This is a genomic window from Streptomyces sp. AgN23 (assembly GCF_001598115.1).
Lineage (GTDB): Bacteria > Actinomycetota > Actinomycetes > Streptomycetales > Streptomycetaceae > Streptomyces > Streptomyces antimycoticus.
This window is the reverse complement of the sequence record NZ_CP007153.1, coordinates 4,472,888-4,493,906: the sequence shown is the minus strand read 5'-3', so window position 1 is coordinate 4,493,906 and position 21,019 is coordinate 4,472,888. Positions and strand designations below refer to the sequence as shown.

The 21,019-nt window shown below is 70.1% G+C and carries 20 protein-coding genes, 1 other RNA gene and 1 pseudogene; 16 read left to right on the top strand and 6 right to left on the bottom strand.

Annotated features, from left to right (window positions below):
* Positions 1-386: 386 nt before the first annotated feature.
* The 4 genes from AS97_RS19330 to AS97_RS19315 all read left to right on the top strand — a co-directional run bounded on the left by AS97_RS19330 (position 387) and on the right by AS97_RS19315 (position 5,783).
* Positions 387-2,108 (top strand): serine/threonine-protein kinase, encoded by a 1,722-nt coding sequence (locus AS97_RS19330; protein ID WP_210565350.1) that lies wholly within the window; start codon positions 387-389, stop codon positions 2,106-2,108.
* Between the two features lie 194 nt (positions 2,109-2,302).
* Complete coding sequence (locus AS97_RS19325) at positions 2,303-3,649, top strand: protein kinase (protein WP_125758144.1); 1,347 nt, start codon at positions 2,303-2,305, stop codon at positions 3,647-3,649.
* Between the two features lie 40 nt (positions 3,650-3,689).
* Entirely contained in the window at positions 3,690-4,802 is a 1,113-nt protein-coding gene (prfB, locus tag AS97_RS19320) for a peptide chain release factor 2 (protein WP_059144541.1), read from the top strand.
* A gap of 291 nt (positions 4,803-5,093) precedes the next feature.
* Entirely contained in the window at positions 5,094-5,783 is a 690-nt protein-coding gene (locus AS97_RS19315) for a PT domain-containing protein (protein WP_086706662.1), read from the top strand.
* A 128-nt stretch (positions 5,784-5,911) separates the two neighbouring features.
* Here AS97_RS19315 and AS97_RS19310 read toward each other — a convergent pair whose 3' ends face one another.
* The gene (locus AS97_RS19310; protein WP_059144539.1) at positions 5,912-6,106 is read right to left on the bottom strand and encodes a hypothetical protein; all 195 of its coding nucleotides are present in this window, start codon (positions 6,104-6,106) and stop codon (positions 5,912-5,914) included.
* A gap of 329 nt (positions 6,107-6,435) precedes the next feature.
* Here AS97_RS19310 and ftsE point away from each other — a divergent pair, with 329 nt between their 5' ends.
* From ftsE to ssrA, 5 genes are all read left to right on the top strand, one after another.
* Positions 6,436-7,125, top strand: coding sequence for a cell division ATP-binding protein FtsE (gene ftsE, locus AS97_RS19305; RefSeq protein WP_059144538.1), 690 nt, complete (start codon positions 6,436-6,438; stop codon positions 7,123-7,125).
* Between the two features lie 9 nt (positions 7,126-7,134).
* Entirely contained in the window at positions 7,135-8,046 is a 912-nt protein-coding gene (gene ftsX / locus AS97_RS19300; protein WP_020870885.1) for a permease-like cell division protein FtsX, read from the top strand.
* Positions 8,047-8,114: 68 nt separating this feature from the next.
* Positions 8,115-9,326 carry a S41 family peptidase gene (locus tag AS97_RS19295; protein WP_059144537.1) on the top strand — a complete coding sequence of 404 codons (1,212 nt, stop codon included), beginning with the start codon at positions 8,115-8,117 and terminating at the stop codon, positions 9,324-9,326.
* An 18-nt stretch (positions 9,327-9,344) separates the two neighbouring features.
* Positions 9,345-9,824: an SsrA-binding protein SmpB gene (gene smpB / locus AS97_RS19290; protein WP_059144536.1), complete on the top strand. Its 480-nt coding sequence runs from the start codon at positions 9,345-9,347 to the stop codon at positions 9,822-9,824.
* A 187-nt stretch (positions 9,825-10,011) separates the two neighbouring features.
* Positions 10,012-10,381: a transfer-messenger RNA gene (gene ssrA, locus AS97_RS19285) on the top strand.
* A gap of 57 nt (positions 10,382-10,438) precedes the next feature.
* Here the strand turns inward: ssrA and AS97_RS19280 are convergent.
* On the bottom strand, positions 10,439-11,590 hold the full coding sequence (locus AS97_RS19280; RefSeq protein WP_059144535.1) for an NAD(P)/FAD-dependent oxidoreductase: 1,152 nt from the start codon (positions 11,588-11,590) through the stop codon (positions 10,439-10,441).
* A gap of 89 nt (positions 11,591-11,679) precedes the next feature.
* On the opposite strand from AS97_RS19280, the gene AS97_RS19275 reads away from it, so the two are divergent.
* On the top strand, positions 11,680-12,438 hold the full coding sequence (locus AS97_RS19275) for a TetR/AcrR family transcriptional regulator (RefSeq protein WP_059144534.1): 759 nt from the start codon (positions 11,680-11,682) through the stop codon (positions 12,436-12,438).
* A 115-nt stretch (positions 12,439-12,553) separates the two neighbouring features.
* Here the strand turns inward: AS97_RS19275 and tgmC are convergent, their stop codons facing one another.
* From tgmC to tgmA, 3 genes are read right to left on the bottom strand one after another with little or no spacing between them, the layout of a single operon-like run.
* Positions 12,554-13,720: an ATP-grasp peptide maturase system methyltransferase gene (tgmC, locus tag AS97_RS19270; RefSeq protein WP_210565349.1), complete on the bottom strand. Its 1,167-nt coding sequence runs from the start codon at positions 13,718-13,720 to the stop codon at positions 12,554-12,556.
* Positions 13,698-14,687, bottom strand: coding sequence for an ATP-grasp ribosomal peptide maturase (tgmB, locus tag AS97_RS19265; RefSeq protein WP_059144532.1), 990 nt, complete (start codon positions 14,685-14,687; stop codon positions 13,698-13,700). The genes tgmC and tgmB overlap by 23 nt, the downstream gene beginning before the upstream one ends.
* Before the next feature lie 8 nt (positions 14,688-14,695).
* Positions 14,696-15,403 (bottom strand): putative ATP-grasp-modified RiPP, encoded by a 708-nt coding sequence (tgmA, locus tag AS97_RS49030; RefSeq protein WP_312846968.1) that lies wholly within the window; start codon positions 15,401-15,403, stop codon positions 14,696-14,698.
* Between the two features lie 249 nt (positions 15,404-15,652).
* On the opposite strand from tgmA, the pseudogene AS97_RS47450 reads away from it, so the two are divergent.
* From AS97_RS47450 to AS97_RS19250, 3 genes and pseudogenes are all read left to right on the top strand, one after another.
* Positions 15,653-15,796, top strand: a pseudogene (locus AS97_RS47450) (helix-turn-helix transcriptional regulator); the annotation flags it as partial.
* A 432-nt stretch (positions 15,797-16,228) separates the two neighbouring features.
* The gene (locus tag AS97_RS47445) at positions 16,229-16,945 is read left to right on the top strand and encodes an XRE family transcriptional regulator (protein ID WP_236669617.1); all 717 of its coding nucleotides are present in this window, start codon (positions 16,229-16,231) and stop codon (positions 16,943-16,945) included.
* A 37-nt stretch (positions 16,946-16,982) separates the two neighbouring features.
* Positions 16,983-17,492, top strand: coding sequence for a GNAT family N-acetyltransferase (locus AS97_RS19250; protein ID WP_247204423.1), 510 nt, complete (start codon positions 16,983-16,985; stop codon positions 17,490-17,492).
* A gap of 17 nt (positions 17,493-17,509) precedes the next feature.
* Here AS97_RS19250 and AS97_RS19245 read toward each other — a convergent pair whose 3' ends face one another.
* On the bottom strand, positions 17,510-18,436 hold the full coding sequence (locus tag AS97_RS19245) for a zinc-binding dehydrogenase (RefSeq protein WP_125758134.1): 927 nt from the start codon (positions 18,434-18,436) through the stop codon (positions 17,510-17,512).
* Positions 18,437-18,534: 98 nt separating this feature from the next.
* Here AS97_RS19245 and AS97_RS19240 point away from each other — a divergent pair, with 98 nt between their 5' ends.
* From AS97_RS19240 to AS97_RS19230, 3 genes are all read left to right on the top strand, one after another.
* The gene (locus tag AS97_RS19240; RefSeq protein WP_247204422.1) at positions 18,535-19,209 is read left to right on the top strand and encodes a TetR family transcriptional regulator; all 675 of its coding nucleotides are present in this window, start codon (positions 18,535-18,537) and stop codon (positions 19,207-19,209) included.
* Positions 19,210-19,452: 243 nt separating this feature from the next.
* On the top strand, positions 19,453-20,775 hold the full coding sequence (locus AS97_RS19235; RefSeq protein ID WP_210565346.1) for an RNA-guided endonuclease TnpB family protein: 1,323 nt from the start codon (positions 19,453-19,455) through the stop codon (positions 20,773-20,775).
* A gap of 70 nt (positions 20,776-20,845) precedes the next feature.
* Positions 20,846-21,007: a hypothetical protein gene (locus AS97_RS19230; RefSeq protein ID WP_247204421.1), complete on the top strand. Its 162-nt coding sequence runs from the start codon at positions 20,846-20,848 to the stop codon at positions 21,005-21,007.
* Positions 21,008-21,019 lie beyond the last annotated feature (12 nt).

Sequence of the window (21,019 nt, the reverse complement as noted above, 5' to 3'; positions counted from 1 at the left end):
GCATCCTCGCACCTGCCACCGACACTTCGCCCGCCGCCCGGCGCCACATGATCTTGATTGGTCGGCTAGTCGGCCGAAACTGGCTGATTGCGACCGGAACGGCCGCCCTTGAGACGCCCGGCGGTGCCGGATCGAGCGGCGATCGAGCGGCCTGGACCAACACTGGCAACCATCTGTCCGGATCACACGTCTTCCCCCGCGCCGGACCCTCGTGTGGTGATCGGATAGGGCTCACCGTGCGTCGCCATTACAGTGGTGCGGACGAGCACCACATGCAGACCGTCAAGCAGACCGTCCAGCAGAGCAGCAAGTAGAGCAGTCCAGCAGAGCAGTAAGCAGACCATCGCAGACCACCGATGTAAGACCACGATCAGGGAGCGCATGACGTGCGGCCGGTAGGCAGCAAGTACCTGCTCGAGGAGCCGCTCGGGCGCGGAGCCACGGGCACCGTGTGGCGGGCCAGCCAGCGGGAGGCGGCGGGGGCCGAGGCCGCCGTGGCCGGGCAGCCCGGCGAGACCGTCGCGATCAAGGTCCTCAAGGAGGAGCTCGCGAACGACGCGGACATCGTCATGCGCTTTCTCCGCGAGCGCTCGGTGCTGCTGCGGCTCACCCACCCCAATATCGTCCGCACCCGTGACCTGGTGGTCGAGGGTGATCTGCTGGCCCTGGTCATGGACCTGATCGACGGCCCGGATCTGCACAAATACCTGCGCAGCAACGGCCCGTTCACCCCCGTCGCCGCATCCCTCCTCACCGCCCAGATCGCGGACGCGCTCGCCGCCAGCCACGCCGACGGCGTCGTGCACCGCGACCTCAAGCCCGCCAACGTGCTGCTCGCGGGCACCGGTGAGGGCCAGGAGATGCACCCGATGCTGACCGACTTCGGCATCGCGCGCCTGGCCGACTCGCCCGGCCTCACCCGCACCCAGGAGTTCGTCGGCACCCCCGCCTATGTGGCGCCGGAGTCCGCCGAGGGCCGTCCGCAGACCTCCGCGGTGGACATCTACGGCGCGGGCATCATGCTCTACGAGCTGGTCACCGGCCGTCCGCCGTTCGCCGGCAACACCGCCCTCGAGGTCCTCCACCGCCACCTCAGCGAGGAGCCGCGCCGCCCCTCGACCGTGCCCGAGCCGCTGTGGACCGTCATAGAGCGCTGTCTGCGCAAGCGGCCCGAGGAGCGCCCCAGCGCCGAGAGCCTGGCCCGTGCGTTGCGCGTGGTCGCCGCCGGTGTCGGGGTGCACGCCTCCGCCGCGCAGGCCGAGGCGGCGCTCGGTGTCGCCGCGCTGCTCGCCCCGGACCCGGCGCCCGCGCCGGTCCCGGACACCGCGCCCGCGGACTCGGCCGACCCGACCCAGGTGCTCCCGAACGCACCGGGGGGCACCCCCTCGTACGACCCGGCCGCGGCCACCAATGTGATGCCGACCACCGGGGCGAACGCCGGGGGCAATGCCGACCCCACCCAGGTGCTGCCGAGCGGCTCCGGACCGGCCGGAGGTGCCGACCCGACGCGTGCCATGCCGCCCGTGCCGCCGGGCCAGGACGATCCGCACCCCTGGCAGAACCAGCTGCGCGCGGCCCGCGACCGCAATGAGCAGACCCAGGTCCAGTACCTCGACCCGAGCCAGGACCCGCTGCGCCGCCGCCCGCACCGCGCCGCGCCCCAGCAGCCGTATCAGCAGCAGCAATACCAGCAGCCGCAGCAGTATCAGCAGCCCCAGCAGCAGCCTCAGCAGCCGCCCCAGCGCCGGCGGGGCCGCCAGCAGCCGCCGCCGTACGCCCAGCAGCAGCCGCAGCAGTACGCCCCGGCGCCGCACCACCCCCAGCAGCCCCAGCCGCAGCGCTACGCCCCGCCGCCGCAGCAGCCGGAGCCGCGCGGGGAGCCCCGGCAGCGCGGTTCCAGCCCCAACCGGATGAAGATCCCGGGTCTGGGGTGCCTCAAGGGCTGTCTGTTCGTGATCGTGGTCCTGGTCATCGGCTCCTGGCTGATCTGGGAGCTGACCCCGCTCAAGGACTGGATCGCCGAGGGGCAGAGCTACTGGGACGCGGTCACCGGCTGGGCCCAGGACGTCCAGAAGTGGATCGAGGACCTCGGCGGTCCCGGCAGCTGATCCGCCCCCGGTCCCGGGCCGACTCTCGGCCCGATCCTCGCCTCCCCACCTCCGACTCCGGTGATTTGTCGACATCCGAAGGGTGTTTTCCGCCGCAGAAGTGACAGTTGGCGTTGTCTGGTGCACCCAACGCGCCAGTAGCCGCGTAGCTTTGTCGCCAACGTGCCCCCCTTGTCGGAGGATTCGGAGCAGTCTTGTCACGGAAGATCGGCAGTCGGTACACCGCGCACCAGCTCCTGGGGCGCGGCAGCGCCGGCACGGTGTGGCTGGGCGAGGGACCCGAGGGCCCCGTCGCCATCAAGCTCCTGCGCGAGGACCTCTCCTCCGACCAGGAGCTCGTGGAGCGCTTCGTCCAGGAGCGCACCGTGCTGCTCGGCCTCGACCACCCCCGGGTGGTCGGGGTGCGCGACCTGGTGGTCGACGGCAATGACCTCGCGCTGGTCATGGACCTGATCCGCGGTACGGATCTGCGCACCCGCCTCGACCGCGAGCGCCGGCTCGCCCCCGAGGCCGCCGTCGCGATCGCGGTCGACGTCGCCGACGCGCTGTCCGCCGCGCACGCCGCCGGGGTCGTCCACCGCGACGTCAAGCCGGAGAACGTACTGCTGGACATGGGGGGCCCGCTCGGCCCCGGCGGTGCGCACCCCGCCCTGCTCACCGACTTCGGCATCGCCCGCCTGGTGGACGAGCCGACCCCGATCCGCGCCCAGCCGGCCCGCGACCGGGCCTCCTCCCAGGGCCGCTCGCCGAACCCGCGCAGCGTGATCGGCACCCCGGACTATCTGGCTCCCGAGATCGTCGAGGGGCTGCCGCCCCGGGCCAGCGTGGATGTGTACGCCCTCGCGACGGTGCTCTACGAGATGCTGGCCGGCTTCACGCCCTTCGGCGGCGGCCATCCGGGCGCGATCCTGCGCCGCCATGTGACCGAGACCGTGGCGCCGCTGCCCGGGATCCCCGACGAGCTGTGGCAGCTCCTCCTCCAGTGCCTGGCCAAGGCGCCCGCCTCCCGGCTGCGCGCCTCCGAGCTGGCCACCCGGCTGCGCGAGCTGCTGCCCAGCCTGGCCGGATATCCGCCGCTGGACATCGACGAGCCCGATGAGCAGCAGGAGGGCGAGCAGCGGGAGGGCGCGGAGGCGGAGACTCCGCACCGCGGCGTCTCCGCGCCCGCCGGGCCCGGCTCCGGCCCCGTACACACGACCTCGCGGCGGCGCGGCGCGGTGCCCCTGGTCCCCGGCGCGGTGCCGGACTCCAGCCGCGAGACCCACACCAGCATGCGGGTGCCCAGCGCGGACGAGCTCGCGGGCGGCGCCCATGGCACCGCCCGCGCTCCCCGGGTGCACGGCCAGCGCCGGGCGGGCTCGGCCCGTAACCCCGCGGTCGCGGGCGCGCTGCGCCGCCGCCGGCTCAAGGTGGCCGTGATCACGCTGGCCGCCCTGGTCGCGGTGGGGATCGGCGGCTGGCTGGTGGCGGGCGGCGACGACGGCGGCGATCCGCCCAAGGGCGGCGAGCACTCCGCCTCCCAGGACCCCGGTACGCCATGACCGGGGACGGTCAGTCTTCGGTAGCGGTTACGCTGGTCCCGTGGCAGTCGTCGATGTATCCGAAGAGCTGAAGTCCCTCTCCTCGACCATGGGGTCGATCGAGGCCGTCCTGGACCTCGACAAGATGAGGGCCGACATCGCCGTGCTCGAGGAGCAGGCGGCGGCCCCGTCCCTGTGGGACGACCCGGAGAACGCGCAGAAGGTCACCAGCAAGCTCTCCTATCTCCAGGGGCACCTGCGCCGGGCCGAGGAGCTGCGCGGCCGGATCGACGATCTCGAGGTGCTGTTCGAACTCGCCGACGACGAGGGCGACGCGGACGCCCGCGCCGAGGCCGAGGCCGAGCTGGAGGCCGTGCGCAAGGCGGTCGACGAGATGGAGGTGCGCACCCTCCTGTCCGGCGAGTACGACTCCCGTGAGGCGGTCGTGAACATCCGCGCCGAGGCGGGCGGGGTGGACGCCGCCGACTTCGCCGAGCAGCTCCAGCGGATGTATCTGCGCTGGGCCGAGCGCCACGGCTACAAGACCGAGATCTACGAGACGTCGTACGCGGAGGAGGCCGGCATCAAGTCGACCACCTTCGCCGTGCAGATCCCGTACGCCTACGGGACGCTCTCGGTCGAGCAGGGCACCCACCGCCTGGTGCGGATCTCGCCGTTCGACAACCAGGGCCGCCGCCAGACCTCCTTCGCGGGCGTCGAGGTGCTGCCGGTCGTCGAGCAGACCGACCACATCGAGATCGACGAGTCCGAGCTGCGGGTGGATGTCTACCGCTCCTCGGGCCCCGGCGGCCAGGGCGTCAACACCACCGACTCCGCGGTGCGGTTGACCCACATCCCCACCGGCATCGTCGTCTCCTGTCAGAACGAGCGCTCGCAGATCCAGAACAAGGCGACCGCGATGAACGTCCTCCAGGCCAAGCTGCTCGAGCGGCGCCGCCAGGAGGAGCAGGCCAAGATGGACGCGCTCAAGGGCGACGGCGGCAATTCCTGGGGCAACCAGATGCGTTCGTACGTCCTGCACCCGTACCAGATGGTCAAGGACCTGCGCACCGAGTTCGAGGTCGGCAATCCGCAGGCGGTGCTCGACGGTGAGCTCGACGGCTTCCTGGAGGCCGGGATCCGCTGGCGCAAGCAGCAGGAGCAGGGGAAGTAACCTTCCCGCTTCGCCCCCAACCGGCCCCGTACACCGCGGTTTTGGTCACAGTCCTGTACCCATGCATGCCACATCCGCTTCCATAGTGGACATCTCGCATGCAATGGCCTTGACGATGATCTGAAAACTGGGAAGGCTGACGCGCGGCATGCGTATGACTGGGGCGCGTGTGAACGGGGGCCGGCGGACCGCCTCAGAGGGATGGGGACCGCGGAGAATGCGACACCCCGAGCCGTTGCCCCGTGCATAGCTGCTCCATTGACGAGTACAGCTACTGGGGGTAGCAGGCAGATGACGAAGAAGACGCGGCTGCGCGTTGCGCGCATAGCTGCCGGTGCGGTGATCGCCGCCGGCGCATCGCTCACCGCCGCCGGCGCCGCATCGGCCGTTGGTGTGGATGTCGGTATCGGTGGTGTGAACGTTTCCGCCAACGCGGACGAGAAGGGCCTGGACGTCGGTGTCGGCATCGGCAACGGCCACGGCAAGCCGACCGACGAACCGACCGACGAGCCGACCTCGATCCCGACGGGCGAGCCGACCGACGAGCCGACCGACCCGCCGACCGACGACCCGACTCAGCCGCCCACGGGCGAGCCGACCGGTGAGCCGACTCAGCCGCCCACGGGCGAGCCGACCGGTGAGCCGACGGATGAGCCCACTCAGCCGCCGACCGGTAAGCCCACTGACGAGCCGACCGACGAGCCCACCGCCGGGCCGAGCTCGCCCGGCCAGGGTGGCGGCAGCGGTGGTGGCGACGAGAGCACCTGCACGGTGGACCTCGACAGCACCAACTGCGACGACAACACCGGCACCGACAACGTCGGCTCCAAGCCGGTGGAGCAGGGCAAGGCCAAGGAGCAGCTGGCCGAGACCGGTTCCTCCGAGACCACGTTCCTGCTGGTCGGCGCCGCCACGATGATCGCCGGCGGTATCGGCTTCCGCTTTGTGCCGCGTCTGGTGAACCGCAACAACGTCGCCTGATCGCGCGCTCCACGCACGGTAAGGGGCCCGGAGCTCTCCAGAGCTCCGGGCCCCTTGTGCGTTCAGAGGGTGTGCGACTTATGCGTTCCGGGGGGGCACACCCGAGGTACAGACCGCGTAACGCTCCGTTATGCCGTCGCCATCTCATGTGCGAGCACGGCCACCGCGATGAGCGCCACCAGCAGCGCTATCAGCGCGGCCGGCGTCAGCCCACCGAAGATGCCGTCCTGCTGCAGACGCTCCCTGCTGGCCCGGCAGACCGGGCAGCGGCCCTCGCTGACGGGGCTCGCGCAGTTGGCGCAGACGAGCCTGTCGTACGTCATGCGCTTTCTCCTCCCGCGCGGCGGTGCCGCAGTAGACACGGGACCAACGCCCAGCGAAATGGGTTTGTTCCCCTTCCACTGTGCCAGCTTCCGTCCGGTTCGGCGCGCCCCGCACGATTCCGTGCCGCATCCGTACCGGTTTCGTGGCCGTTTCAGCCGCCACGACAGGCGGTTTGTCAACCGTTTGACCCCAATAGTGCAGTGAAGAAACCCACCCACGCCGGACGGCGGACTGCGCGCCCGTGCGCGCTTCGCGTATGGTCACGCTCACCGACGGGAGCCGCTTCGGCTGCAGCCCGTACCGCTACCCAGGTCACCGTGGTGCTCCAGTGATCCGATTCGACAACGTATCCAAGACATACCCCAAGCAGAACCGTCCCGCACTCCGGGATGTCTCGCTCGAGATCGAGAAGGGCGAGTTCGTCTTCCTCGTGGGCTCCTCGGGGTCGGGGAAGTCCACTTTCCTCCGGCTGCTCCTCCGTGAGGAGCGCGCCAGCCATGGCGCGGTCCATGTGCTGGGCAAGGATCTCGCGCGGCTGTCCAACTGGAAGGTGCCGCAGATGCGCCGCCAGTTGGGGACCGTCTTCCAGGATTTCCGGCTGCTCCCCAACAAGACGGTGGGGGAGAATGTCGCCTTCGCGCTCGAGGTGATCGGCAAGCCGCGCACCGCCATTCGGAAAACCGTCCCCGAGGTGCTCGATCTGGTGGGACTGGGCGGTAAAGACGGCCGTATGCCCGGCGAGCTCTCCGGTGGTGAACAGCAGCGGGTGGCCATCGCCCGCGCGTTCGTCAACCGTCCGATGCTGCTGATCGCCGACGAGCCGACGGGAAACCTGGACCCGCAGACGTCCGTCGGCATCATGAAGCTGCTGGACCGGATCAACCGGACCGGCACCACTGTCGTCATGGCGACACACGACCAGCAGATCGTGGACCAGATGCGCAAGCGCGTGATCGAACTTGAGAAGGGCCGCCTCGTCCGCGACCAGTCCCGCGGCGTCTACGGCTACCAGCACTGAAAGGACGCCATGCGCGCCCAGTTCGTCCTGTCGGAGATCGGCGTCGGTCTCCGCCGCAATCTCACGATGACCTTCGCGGTCATCGTCTCCGTCGCCCTCTCGCTCGCCCTGTTCGGCGGGTCCCTGCTCATGCGCGAGCAGGTGAGCACGATGAAGGGCTACTGGTACGACAAGGTCAACGTCTCGATCTTCCTCTGCAACAAGAACGACAAGGAGACCTCGGCCAACTGCGCCAAGGGCGCGGTCACCGAGGCGCAGAAGCAGGAGATCGAGTCCGAGCTCAAGCAGATGAACATCGTCGAGTCGGTGCACTTCGAGACCAGTGAGGAGGCGTACAAGCACTACAAGGAGCAGTTCGGCGACTCGCCGCTGGCCGACTCCCTGACCCCGGACCAGATGCAGGAGTCCTTCCGTATCAAGCTGAAGGACCCCGAGCGCTATGACGTCATCTCCACGGCCTTCGCCGCGCGGCCCGGGGTGCAGGAGGTCCAGGACCAGAAGGCCCTGGTCGACGACTTGTTCAATCTGCTCAACGGCATGAACTTCGCGGCGCTCGGCGTGATGACGCTGATGCTGATCGTCGCGCTGATGCTGATCGTCAACACGGTGCGGGTGTCGGCGTTCAGCCGCCGCCGGGAGACCGGGATCATGCGGCTGGTCGGCGCGTCCAGCTTCTATATCCAGATGCCGTTCATCATGGAGGCCGCCATCGCGGGGCTGCTGGGCGCGGGCTTCGCCTGCGTACTGCTGGTGAGCGGACAGTACTTCCTGGTCAACAACTGGCTGGTGGACAAGATCGATGTGATCAACTTCATCGGCTGGGACGCGGTGCTCGCCAAGCTGCCGCTGGTGCTCGCCATTGGCCTGCTCATGCCCGCGCTCGCGGCGTTCTTCGCGCTACGCAAGTACCTCAAGGTGTGACATTCGCCTAGGGTGCCGTACCGGACAACCCCCGGTACGGCGCCTGTTGGTGCCCTACACTCACCGGCATGTCGGGCCCGTGTTTGTTCGTCCAGCCCCGCCGCATTCGCCGCGGGGCCGCGCTGACATTGGTCTTCGTGAGCGTGCTCGCCACCGGGGCGGCCGTCGGTTCCTGGGGCGCCGAGCCCGGACCGCGCCAGGACCCCCAGCCCGCCGGGATGCCCGCTCGTGCTTATGCCGGCGCGGTCGAGAGCGACCAGGTCAAGGCGGCCGCGGCCGCGGCACAGGAGGACGGGAAGTCCGGTTCGAAGGCCGCCCGCGAGGTGGTCAGCCGCAGCGGAGACCGGTGGGGCGCGGTCTACAGCGCCCGTGAGTACGAGGGCTTCCGCCAGAAGCTCGACGGTGCGTACGTCGGCGTCGGGATCTCCGCCCACCGGGACGCCCAGGGGCGGATCGCGGTCGAGCGCGTCGAGCCCGGCAGCCCCGCCCAGAAGGCCGGGATCCGGGCCGGCGACCGGCTGCGCACGGTCGACGGCAAGAACGTGACCGGGCGGCCCGTCACCGAGGTCGTGGCCCTGCTGCGCGGCCCGGCCGACGGCTCCCCGGGCACCCGGGTGGAGCTCGGGCTGCGGCGTGGCGGACAGAAGTGGACGCAAGAGCTCCGCCGGGCCCGGCTGACCACCGACCCGGTGACCGTCGACCGGCTCAGCGGCTACGACGCCCATAGACCCGGCGCCGTCCGGATCAAGGTCGACTCGTTCACCAAGGGCACCGGCGAGCGGATCCGGCGGGCGGTGCGCTCCACCCCCCGGGGCGACGGCATCCTGCTCGACCTGCGGGGCAACTCCGGCGGGCTGGTCTCCGAGGCCGTCACCGCCGCCTCCTCGCTGCTCGACGGCGGCCTGGTCGCCACCTATGACGTCCGTGGTGACCAGCGAGTTCTCGACGCGCGGCCGGGCGGCGACACCGACAGCCCGCTGGTGGTGCTGGTCGACGGCGGCACCATGAGCGCCGCCGAGCTGCTCACCGGCGCGCTGCAGGACCGCGGCCGCGCCGTGGTCGTGGGCTCCCGCACCTTCGGCAAGGGCTCGGTGCAGATGCCGAGCGAACTGCCCGACGGCTCGGTCGCCGAGCTCACCGTGGGCCACTACCGGACCCCGGCCGGGCGTAACGTCGACGGCGAGGGCATCGACCCGGACCTGAGGGTCAAGGGCGACGACGGCCCGTCGGCCGAGGCGCGGGCGCGCACGGTATTGAGTGGCCTCGGGGGTGGGTCCTAGTGCGAGAATGGCCTCGCTATGGCTAAAGAGACGGGTCGCAAGCTGATCGCGCAGAACAAGAAGGCGCGGCACGACTATCACATCATGGATACGTACGAGTGCGGTCTGGTGCTGACCGGGACCGAGGTGAAGTCGCTGCGCCAGGGGCGTGCCTCGCTCGTGGACGGCTTCGCCCAGCTCGACGGCGGCGAGGCATGGCTGCACAACGTGCACATCCCCGAGTACAGCCAGGGGACGTGGACCAACCACTCGGCGCGCCGCCGGCGGAAGCTGCTGCTGCACCGGGCGGAGATCGACAAGCTGATCGGCAAGACGCAGGAGACCGGGCACACCCTGGTGCCGCTGGCCCTGTACTTCAAGGACGGCCGGGCCAAGGTCGAGATCGCGCTGGCGAAGGGTAAGAAGGAGTACGACAAGCGTCAGACGCTCCGCGAGCGGCAGGACCGCCGGGAGTCCGAGCGGGCGATGTCCGCGGCGCGGCGGCGGCAGCGGGCCTGAGCAGCCGGGCGGGTCTGAGCAGCCCAGTGGGTCTGAGCAGCCCAGTGGGCCTGACCAGCCGGGCACGCGCCCCGGGCGACGGGAATGATGTGGCCCCGTCGCGCGTTGTTCACCTATGATGGCGTTGTGCCCCTCCGAGGGCGCGGCACCACCATTCGAGCAGTACCTAATTCAATAGTGGCCACATGGGGATGATCGGTTTCGACAGCGGCTGTTGAAGCAGGAGAAGCGAGCCGAGGAAGCGGCAATGATCTCGTTAACCATATGTCGCAACCAATAATCGCCAACACCAAGCGCGATTCCTTCGCCCTCGCTGCCTAAGTAGCGACTTGCGAAGTGTCAGCCCGGGGCTGTTCCCGACCCGGATCCTGGCATCAGCTAGGGAACTAAACCACTAAGCCCGGTCACGGGGCGTAGTGGGAAATCAAACAGTGACTGAGCCCGTCGGAGACTTGTCCGCGTGATCTCCGGGGCCGAGAAAATCACAGCGGACTGCGCTCGGAGAAGTCCTGATTCCACACCGGTGGACGCGGGTTCGATTCCCGCCATCTCCACTCATCCCATGTACGACGAGGGCCCCGCCATCCGGCGGGGCCCTCGTCGTGTTTCGGTGCTCATCGGTGTTCGGACGAGGCCGGCGATCGAGCGGCTTCCGAGAACAGGCTGATGACCCCGGCGGGGGCGTTGGCGCCGAAGATGAAGTCGATGGTGCGGTGGGCGGCGGCAGCCGCCTTCCGGCTCCGGGGGAACATTCTGCTCTCGTAGTCGGCGAGGGCCTGCTCGATGTCGTCGGGGTGGGTCGCTATCGCCATACCGAGTTCGGCGCCGTCGAGCATCGCGAGATTGGCTCCGTCTCCTCCGGGGACGGTCGCGTGTGCCGCGTCGCCGAGGAGTGTGACGCCGGGGACCCGGTCCCAGCGGTGGTCGTCCGGCAGCTCGTAGATGCTGCGCAGGACGGGTGCGGACTCGCCGTCGGTGATCAAGGCCAGCAGTTCCGGTGCCCAGCCGTCGAACTCCGCCGCCACCCGTGCCTTCGCCGTCGGGGCGTCGGTGAAGTCGATCGCATCGAACCACTCCACGGGACGGTGCAGCACGACGTAGGTGTGGACGACGTCACCGGCTTCACGGTGGGCGAGGAATCCTTTGCCCGGGACGAGGGCGTACAGGGCGCCGGTCCCGACGAGACCGGCCACGCGCGGGTGGGCCGTGTCGACGTCGTGAAGGGAGGTGTCGACGTAGCTCATGCCCGAGTACACCGGCCGTGCGTCCGACAGGAGCGCCCGGACCCTGGACCAGACCCCGTCGGCGCCCACGAGGACCTCGGACACGGCCGACGAGCCATCCACGAACGACACCTGGTGTCGTCCGTCTCCGATGGGGGTCGCCGAGACGAGCTTCTTGTCCCATCGCACCGTGCCGGGCGGCAGTGATGTGAGCAGGATCCGACGGATGTCACCGCGCAGTGTTTCCGGCCGCGCCAGGGAGCCGTCGTCCGGCCGGTCGACGACCACGCGTCCCTGCTCGTCGACGACACGTCGTGCGCCGCCGCCCCGGTGGATGATCGAGCGGTACTCCTCGGTGAGCCCGGCCATCTCCAGGGCGAGCTGGCCGTCCTCTTCGTGGAGGTCGAGCTGTCCTCCCTGGGTGCGGACGCCTGCGGACTTCTCCGCCTCGTAGACGGTGGCGGGGATGTTGTGGAGGTGCAGGATCCGGGCGAGCGTGAGTCCGCCGAGCCCGGCGCCGATGATCGAGACCGAGGTCGTCATGGTGATTCCTTTCGCGTTGGCTCGCCCGTCAACCTAGACGAACATTGTTCTATTGACGACCATTGTTCGTCAACGGATAGAGTGGCGTCGTGGCAGGACGACGGGCAGCGCGTGACGCAATCTCCCGGGATCAGTGGGCGGCGCTGATCTCGGCCAAGAACGCCGCATCGGAAACCGGAGCGCGCCGGGCGGCCGGCCGGGAGAAGACCCCCATCACGGTGGAGCGCATCATCGACGCCGCTCTCCAGGCCGTCGAGGCGGGCGGCTTCGAGGACCTGACGATGCGCATGGTCGCGACGAGGCTGGGGACCGGCCCCGCGTCGTTGTACGCGCACGTGCGCAACCGGGCGGACCTCGGTGACCTGCTCATCGGCAGGCTGTGCTCCCAGGTCGCTCTCCCCGCACCGGACCCCGCGTGCTGGCGGGACCAGTTCATGGACGTGTGCGCACAGCTCCGCGATCAGTTTCTGCGCTACCCCGGTATCGCGCAGGCCGCTCTCACGGTGGTGCCCGCCGATCTGGCGACTCTGCGGGTCGGCGAGGGGATGCTCGCGATCCTGCTCGCCAGTGGCGCGCCCGCCCGACAGGCGGCGTGGACCAGCGACGCGGCCTTCCTCTACATCACGGGCTACTGCCTGGAGGCATCCATGGCCCGGCGGCAGAGTGAGGACGCCGACGGCCGGGTGATCGACCGCGCCGAGATCGAGGAGCGGCTTCGGATGCTGCCGCCCGACCTGTTCCCCCATACCGTCGCCCATGCCCGGGAGCTCACCTCAGGCACCGGACACGACCGGTTCACCTTCACCCTCACCCTGCTGCTGCAGGGGCTGGTCCCGCCACGGCCGTGAACAGCCTCAGGGCATCGGTGCGGCGGTTGACGCCGAGTCGGTGATCTTGGTCAGGCCCTCCGCTCATCCGCCGTCCGCGCCCAAGGTGGGGTTCCTCCTCCAGGTCGGCCCGAGCTCAGGCGAGGCGGTGTTCCCAGCGCAGCGCGGGGCTGCCGTCGATCCAGTACATATGCGAGCGGGGAGTGATGCGGAGCCGCATCGCACTGACGTCGGGGCGTCCGGCGTCGTGCCAGGCGATGAGCGCCCGCTGGATGTCGTCCCACAGTGTCACCGGTCCGCCTTGCCGGACAGTCCAGCCGGAGCCGTTCTCGGTGAACGCGGCGAAGGATTCGCGGTCGGCATCGAACACGTAGAGCTGCCGGTGGCCATCGCCCCGGGTGGCGTGTACGAGCTGGGCACCGGGTGTGGCGAGCTGGGCGAGGAAGGCGGGCATCCACTCTTCCAGCAGGGCCGGAGGCACTTTCGCCGCACGCTCGCTGTCGGTGTATGCGGTGCGCGCCGACAGGTCCCCGGCGAGCGGTACGACGGCCTGGGAGCGGGCCTGCATGAACGACGACTCCCCGATGATCCGCCCCTCGGCTGTGCCGTCTTCGTTCACGGTGACCTTGGCGAGGCCGGTGCCGTACGCCCATGATCCGGGCGCGAGGATGGTGCCGCCCGGCTTGGTCTGGCGTACCCAGGTGTGGTGGATGCGGCGTACCGCGCACGTGGCGATGACGCGGTCGTAGGGGGCACGGCGGGGGTGGCCGAGGAGTCCGTCGCCGGTCACGGTCCATGTGGAGTATCCGGCGGCCTCCAGAGCGGCATCCGCACGGGCAGCCACGCCCGGGTCCACCTCGATCGTGGTGACGTTGTCTTCTCCGAGCCGGTGGCACATCAGGGCGGTGGAGTAGCCGGTGCCGGTGCCGATCTCCAGCGCGGTGTGACCGTCCTCGACGTCCAGGGCCTCGACCATGCCGACGACGGTGACGGGCGTGGTGGACGATGAGGTGGGCACGCCGGGAACGGGCTCGGCGGTCCGGTCGGCGGTGAGGTGGCCGTCCAGTTGGGTCACCAGGGACTCGTCGCGGTAGGCGATCTCGGACCATTCCTTCGGGCCGGTGCCGAACGCGGTCACGGGCAGCCAGCGTCCGACGTCGGTGGGTAGGAACACCCCGGGCTGGAGGAACAGTTCACGGGGCACGGCCTCGACCGCCGCGCGCCACTCCGGGTGGGTGAGGACTCCGGACTCCTGGAGCCGGTCGGCGAGAGCGCGACGGTCAGACGCGGTATCGGGCATCATCCGGATTGTCTCCTTGAGCGAGTAGGTCAGCGAAGGAGGCGGCCATCGGCAGGCCGGTCTTCTCCTCAAGCCACCCCCATTGGCCGTTTGGGTTCAGCTCGAGCCAGTGGGGTTCGCCTTCGCGATCGAGGGCGAGATCAAAGCTCCCGGAGAGGAGCCCGAAGTGGTCGAGGCAGGCGAACAGTGCCATCTCCAGCCGACCCGGCAGGTCTACCACGCTGTACGACAGAGCCGAGTAGTCCTTGCGCCAGTCCAACAGGCCGGAGTCGATGCGGACGGCGAACGACCGCCGGCCGACGACCAGCACCCGCAGGTCCGCCACCTTGTCCACGCGGGCCTGGAACAGGTGCGGAGCCATGGCCACGCTGCCGTCCACCTCGTCGGCGGTTACCGGCTCTGCCCAACTCGTGAGGCCGACGCCGTCTCGCTCATACGGAGTCCATCGCAGCGTCTTGACGATCACCTGCCCGTGCGCGGTGATGAACTCGCGTGCCTCGTCGGGGTCGTTGGTCACCAGCGTCGCGGGCACGGTGAGGCCGAGGCGCACGGCTATGGCGAGTTGGGTGGGTTTATGGTCGGCCGCCGCGTTGCGGACGGGGTGGTTGACCCATAGCGGGCCGTCGAGGGCGTGGAGGACGCCCGCGATTCCGTGGCGGACCTGCGCGGCGGCATAGCGCGCGTCGTCCACGTCCAAGTGCTCGAAGGCGGGCCAGACGGGGCGGCGCCAGTACACCGCCCGTACATGCTCCAAGTCGGCGGTCCTTGACGGGGTACGGAGCTGCCCGGCCACCGAGGTGGAGGCCGGGCGGTCACCGAACCGCGCCGAGATCGTCAGCTCTCCGGTCGGGAGATCCGCGGGATTGAAGCGGGCCACGGGAACACCGTGCCGGTTGAGATGGGTGATCACCATGTCGGCGGTGATGTCGAGCGGTTCCGTGACTACCAGGACCGGTTTCGTGTCGGCCATCGGGGCTGTCAGTCCTGCTGGGAGTCCTGGTCGGAGCCCGCGTCGTTGCGCGAGTCCAGGTTTGTCACGGTCGATGTCGAGGTGGCGGAGCTGGTGCCGTGCCTGCCCATCTCGACCACCAAGCCATCACGGTCGCGGAACACGCCGGTCTGGGTGTCCGGGTCGATGGTGACGGTGGTGAACGGCGTCTCCGCCGTCATGGGGTACGGGCCGAGTCGGCGCAGGCCCCACGGGCGGCCCGGGGCGGGCCGGTCCGGGATGGCGCACTCGGCCCATACGCCCTTGCCCCACGGCTTGGGGTCGATGCCCCATCGGGAGGAGACGGCGTCCACTACGGCCATGCCGCGCCCGGACTGGGCCGTTTCGGCCGCCTGGACGACGCGGGGGACGGCGCGGGACCGGTCGAACGTCGTGATGCGCACGAGGTGATCGCTGGGGCGTTCGACCTTGAGGCGGAAGCAGCCGCGCTGCTCGGGGTCGGGGATATGGCGGGTGGCGTGCCGGATCGCGTTGGTGGCCAGCTCTGAGGCGATCAAGCGGGCGTTCTCCACCAGGTCCACCAGGTCCTCCAGCCCCCAGGACCGCAGGGTCGCGGCGACCGACAGGCGCGCGATGCCTACGGACTCCTCGGTGCAGGGGAGCGACTGGGAGTAGGCCGGATGGCCGGTTCCGGTGAGGGTGAGTGGTGAGGGCTTGCTGATCATCATCGTGGTCATCTGGTCGGCTTTCTGATGAGTGGGCCAGGCAGCGTGGCGACCCCGGTGAACGGGGCCGCTCGGGGGGAATGCCCGGCCTGTCGCCGGGCGTGACATCACCATCGCGCCCCGCCGCCTCGTGCGGGAGCGTGAGGCGACGGGCCGCACACCGTGTGCCGAATGCGCACATGGCGTGCTTCCATACGCCCTGCCCACCCGCCTGGCGGTACCCCTAAGGTCGTCTCTCCCGTTGTTCCGTAGGAGGTACCTATGGACGTTGGTACAGCGAGAGTTGACATCGGGTCGATCCTTCGCGGCGCCCGCTGCGCCGCCCGCCTCACCCAGGCGCAAGTCGGCCAGGCGTGTGGTTACTCCGCATCGGCAGTCTCCCGGATCGAGTCCGGCCGCATGCGGCTCGATCACCACGCCCTGGCGCAGTTCGCAGCGTTCTTGAACGTCCCACTCGACCGGCTGGCCGTGACTCCTGTGCCGGGTCCACCCACGGTCGATACGGTGGAGCGTCCATCGGACGAGGAGGATGCGGTGCGTCGTAGGGAACTGCTCACCGGTGTGTTGGCGGCAGGAGCAACGGCCGTTGTAAGCGCCACCCCAGTCGATGCCGCGTCCGGCCCATTCGACCCGGCGGCCGGCCTTGAGGATGCTCTCTTCCGGCTCCCCTCCGCTGCCCCGGCTCCGCCGGCCCGCCTTGTTCAGCAGACAGCGGCCGCACGATTGGACTTCCGTGCCGCTCGCTACACCTCTCTCGGCCGCGCGCTCCCGGGTCTGCTCGCCGCGGCCTCAGCGACGCGGGACGCTTCAAGGGGGCGGGCGCGAGAGCAGGCGAGCATGATGCTCGCACGGGCATATGTGCTCGCCGCCGAGTTGGCCCTCAAGCAGCACAACGACGCGGCCTGGGTGGCTGCGGACCGTGCGCTGACCGCTGCCCGGGCCAGTGGTCACCCGGTTCCGATCGGTGAGTCTTCCCGGGTCCTCGCGATCACCATGCGGCGGTCGGGACGGTGCCCGGCCGCGGTGCGGCTGCTCACTCAGGAGGCGGCTGATTTGGATGTCGGCCAGTCCCCGACCGGGGCCGTGCGTACGACGCTGATGTTGACGGCCGCGTACACAGCGGCCACCGGCAGGGATCGTGCCACGGCGCTGGGCCTGCTGGACGAGGCTCAGGAGGAGACAGAGCGGCGCCGATCGGTGCCGGGGCTCTTCACAGTGGACGTCAGCCGGACGCAGGTGGACGTTTACCGGATCGGCGTGCTCAACGCACTCGGCACGCCTGATGAGGGTGTGAAGGTCGCCGCGAGGCTGAACATCGATCGCATGCCGACGGCGGAGCGCCGCGCCCGCGCCTGGACGGACACAGCCCGCATGTGGCACGCCCTCGGCGACCAGTCGCAGACCTTCGCGGCGCTCCGCAAGGTGGAGCAGGAGGCGCCGCAGGAAGTGAGGCGGCCAGCACTGCGGGCCCTGACGGCGGACCTGTTGTACCTGCCCGCCCGCGTACCGGGCGTGCGGGAATTCGCGGCCCGTACCGGGGCCCTGCCCAGCTGACGGACTCCTCATGGCCGGGGCAGCGGTGGAAGGCGGCGTGAGCTTCGTTCGGATCGGTGACGTGGAGTCGGTGTGGGACGACCTGCTGGACATCTCCCGAGAGTGCTGGGCGCACAGGCTGCAGCTGCCGCATTACGCACCCGAGGCGTTCGGCGAGTGGCTGCGGCGGCATGCCGGGGAGCCTGGGTGGGAGGCCGTGGTGGCGTACTGGCCGGGTGAGCCCGTTGGCTGTATCTACGCCAACCGGCTCACCGGGGCGGATGACCGCTGGTGGTGCCGGACGCGTCCGGCACCCGAGTCGGTCGTTGCGGAGGCTTCCACGGTCGTGGTGAAGGAGATGATGGTCCGAGGGCAGTGGCGGGGGATCGCCCGTGGGCTGCACGATGTCCTGCTGGCCGGGCGGCCCGAGACGCAAGCCTCGTTGATGGTCAACCCCCTGAACCAGGCCGGGAGGGTGCAGGCCCTCTATGCGTCATGGGGCTACAGGAAGGTGGGCACCGCCCAGCCGTCGCCGGAGGCGCCGGTCCTGACGGTCATGGTGCGGTGACGTCGGCCGCCAGTGGGTCAGCCGATGTCCAGGACCGCCTTGCCGTGGAGGCGGCGGTCCAGTAGGGCGGTGACGGCCTCCTCGGCGCGGTCCCAGCCGCCGCGCCACGTGATCTGGGGGTCCAGGTCGCCGGTCGCGACGCGCTCCGCGAGCCAGCCGAGGTCCGCGCCGATGTCGGGGCGGTCCAGCAGGTAGAAGGTGACGATGGAGCGGTTGTGGCGGCCCTCGTTGCCGTAGAGGGCGCCGAACGGGAACGTCTCGGGCTGGCCCGTGACATGGCCGACGGAGACCAGGGTGCCGTGCGCGGCGAGCTTGTCGTACGCCGCCACGAGCTGCGGACCGCCGACGTTGTCGACCACTCCGTGCACCGGCTCGTCGATCTCGGCCGGGTCCCTGACCACCTGGTGGGCGCCCAGTGTCCGCAGGCCGTCGCCGTGGGCGTCCGGATCGCCGGTGGAGGCGATGACATGGGCGCCGCCGAGCCGGGCGAGCTGGACTGCGTACCGGCCGACGCCGCCAGTGGCGCCTGTGACCAGGATGCGCCGGCCGAGGGTGTCGCCGATCCGGCGCAGGGCGCGCAGGGCGCTGGCGCCCGCGACCGGGATGGTGCTGACCGCGCCGGGGTCGGCACCGGTGGGCTGGATGCCGAGCATCGCGGTGTCCACCGCGCGCAGCTCCGCCCAGCCGCCGTCCGCGCCCAGGGTGACGACGGGGGTGCCGGCGGCCGGTCCCGAGCCGTCGGCGGCCGCGCGCTCGACCACCCCGGCGGCGTCCCAGCCCAGCACGGTGCCCTCGGTGGCCTCGGTCCGGTGGGCGACCTCGCCGTAGTTGAGGGAGGTGGCGGTCACCCGGACCAGCGCCTGGTGCGGGGCGGGTTCGGGGTCGGCGGCCGCGCCGAGGCGGAGGCCGGAGGGGGCGGAGTGATCAACGAGCAGGGCGCGCATGGCGGTTCGCCTTTCGATAAGGGGTGACGATCACAGTTATGCCACTGAGTGGCAAAAGCGCGCAAGTGGCATCGTCGCTGACGGTTACACTTTTCGCCGTGACTGCCGCTCCCAACTCCTCACTGCGCGAACGCAAGAAGCGGCGCACCCGTCAGGCCCTGATAGACACCGCGCTGGAGCTGTTCACCCGGCGCGGCTTCGGCGGAGTGACGCTGGATGAGCTGTGCGAGGAGGTGGAGGTCTCCAAGCGCACCTTCTTCCGCACCTTCACCAGCAAGGAAGATGTCGCGATGGCCCCCGACCAGGACCTGTGGCGGGCTTTCCTGGAGGAGCTGGAGTCCGCGGACCCGGGGGGCGCGCTGCCCGTGGTGGAGCTGGGGCGGGACGCGCTGCTGGCCGCGCTGGAGCGGATGGACGACGAGGGCTGGGCCCGGCGAATGCTGCTCAGCCGGCGGCTGGCCGAGCGGACGCCCTCGATGGGCGCGCACGGCCTCCAGTTCTGCGAGGCCACCACGCAGGAGGCGCTGGCGATCCTGGACCGCCGGTTCGGCCTCGGGGGGCCGGACGATCTGCGGCCGCGGTTGGCCGTGGACATGCTGATCGCCGCGTTCCGCGGGGCGCTGGCGAGCTGGGTGGCGCGGGCGGACGAGGCCGACGCGGAGGATGGCTCGGGCGGTTTCGAGCTGCCCACCGCCGGGGAGCTGGTCGACCGCCTCCGCGAGGCCGTCGCCGCCCTCCCCGGCGGCCTCGCCCTGACGGTCACGCCCCACTGACGGCCGCGCTCGGCCCGGCCGCCGCCCGGCGGCGCCCTGTCGCCGAGCCCCCGGGTGCGGGATCCTCCCGTGACATGAGCAGACTCCTGAACCGTCGTGGCATTATCTGGGCCTGGCTCCTCGTCATCGGTCTGCTGACCACCCTGAACTAGAGCTTTCCGGCCGGTGCGGACAGCTGCGCCGGAGCCGGTGGGGTCATTGACGCTATCCTCGCCGACGCAGCCCAAACGATATAGTGATCGCGTGAGTACGGAGAGTGTGCGGGAGAAGCGGCGATTTGGGCATCGTGCCCGGCTGTCGCTGACCTCTGCGCAGGTCCAGCTCATCGATGCCCAGGCCCACGCCGCGCGGGCGACGTGGAATCTCCTGCACGACTTGTGGACGATGACGCCGAAGTGCCGCCGCTTGCTCAAGGCGATGGACGAGGCGATTCGGCAGGCCCGCAAGGAGATCGACTGGCTCGCCGTCCTTCCCGCCCAGGCCGCCCAGGCGATACTGAAGACCTACCTTCAGGCATGGAAGAACTGCTGGGAGGGCCGGGCGGATGCGCCGAACTTCAAGACGCGCCTGCGCACGGTGATGTCGGTGGACATTCCCCAGGGGCGCGACCTTCAGGTTAAGCGTGTGCACCGCCACTGGGGCATGGTCAACATCCCCAAGGTCGGCCGGGTCCGGTTCCGCTGGACCCGCGACCTGCCCGTGGGCAAGAACGCGAGCGCCGACAACCGGGTCACCGGGGCCCGGCTGGTCAAGGATGCCCTCGGCTGGCACATCGCCTTCCGCGTCCAGGCCATCGAGGCCGCACCGCAGCGGCACACCGGTCCGGAGGTCGGCATCGACGCCGGAGTCAACGTCCCGCTCGCCCTGTCCGACGGCAACCACTACGACCATGGCTGCCCGCCCCGGCTCCCCGACGGCACAGCCGACCGGGACAAGTGGCTCAACTCCGACGAGAAAGCCAAGCTGCTCCGCTTGGAGCGGCGCGCCGCACACCGCAAGAGCTTCCGCAAACGCGGCGAGAAAACCTCCCGCCGACTCCAGCACACCTACGACCAGATCAAGCGGCTCCGCGCAACAGCCACGCGCCGCGCCACTGACTGGCAGCACCAGACCACCACGCAACTCGCCCGCACCTACGGCGTGATTGTGGTGGAAAACCTGGACATCCCGAACATGGTCCAGTCCGCCAGGGGCACCATCGATCGCCCGGGGAAGAACGTCGCGCAGAAGTCCGGTCTGAACCGCTCTATCAGCCAAGAGGCATGGGGCCGCACCGTGACGATGTTGACGTACAAGGCTGCCCGCCACGGCGGCACCCTGCACAAGGTCTCCGCCTCCGGTACCTCCCTGCGCTGCTCCGCGTGCGGCTTCACCACGCCGGGCAGCCGAGAGGACCAGGCCACGTTCGTTTGCAAGAACCCGGACTGCGGCTGGTCCTGCAACGCAGACCACAATGCGGCCCGGAACGTCTTGCACCTGTACCGGATGGGTCACGCGCTCATCCCGGCTGCCGGAAGGGCAGTCGTCAGGCGCACTCGTGGCGTCAAGCCCGCCGCCGCAAGGTAGGCGGGAATCTCCCGGCTTCGGCCGGGAGAATACTTCAAAGCGTCGTCCTCAACAACACCTCGCGGAGTCGGTGAAGAGCCTGGAGGGCGCGATCGTGGTGACGCTCGCGAAGTCCGGCGAGGGCCATGCGGAGGCGGTGCGGCCCCGTGCCGTACGGGGCCACTCGGCCGCCAAGACCGCCTCGGCCGATGCCGGACGCGAGTGCTCCTGGGTAAAGCCCCGCCGCTGCTGAGCGCCAAGCCCG

Bases quoted from the DNA above. Each gene is read 5' to 3' on its own strand.
- AS97_RS19315 (WP_086706662.1), top strand. From the start codon at position 5,094: ATGACGAAGAAGACGCGGCTGCGCGTTGCGCGCATAGCTGCCGGTGCG.
- AS97_RS19310 (WP_059144539.1), bottom strand. From the start codon at position 6,106: ATGACGTACGACAGGCTCGTCTGCGCCAACTGCGCGAGCCCCGTCAGC.
- ftsX (WP_020870885.1), top strand. From the start codon at position 7,135: ATGCGCGCCCAGTTCGTCCTGTCGGAGATCGGCGTCGGTCTCCGCCGC.
- AS97_RS19295 (WP_059144537.1), top strand. From the start codon at position 8,115: ATGTCGGGCCCGTGTTTGTTCGTCCAGCCCCGCCGCATTCGCCGCGGG.
- smpB (WP_059144536.1), top strand. From the start codon at position 9,345: ATGGCTAAAGAGACGGGTCGCAAGCTGATCGCGCAGAACAAGAAGGCG.
- AS97_RS19280 (WP_059144535.1), bottom strand. From the start codon at position 11,590: ATGACGACCTCGGTCTCGATCATCGGCGCCGGGCTCGGCGGACTCACG.
- tgmC (WP_210565349.1), bottom strand. From the start codon at position 13,720: ATGATGCCCGATACCGCGTCTGACCGTCGCGCTCTCGCCGACCGGCTC.
- tgmB (WP_059144532.1), bottom strand. From the start codon at position 14,687: ATGGCCGACACGAAACCGGTCCTGGTAGTCACGGAACCGCTCGACATC.
- tgmA (WP_312846968.1), bottom strand. From the start codon at position 15,403: ATGACCACGATGATGATCAGCAAGCCCTCACCACTCACCCTCACCGGA.
- AS97_RS47445 (WP_236669617.1), top strand. From the start codon at position 16,229: ATGATGCTCGCACGGGCATATGTGCTCGCCGCCGAGTTGGCCCTCAAG.
- AS97_RS19245 (WP_125758134.1), bottom strand. From the start codon at position 18,436: ATGCGCGCCCTGCTCGTTGATCACTCCGCCCCCTCCGGCCTCCGCCTC.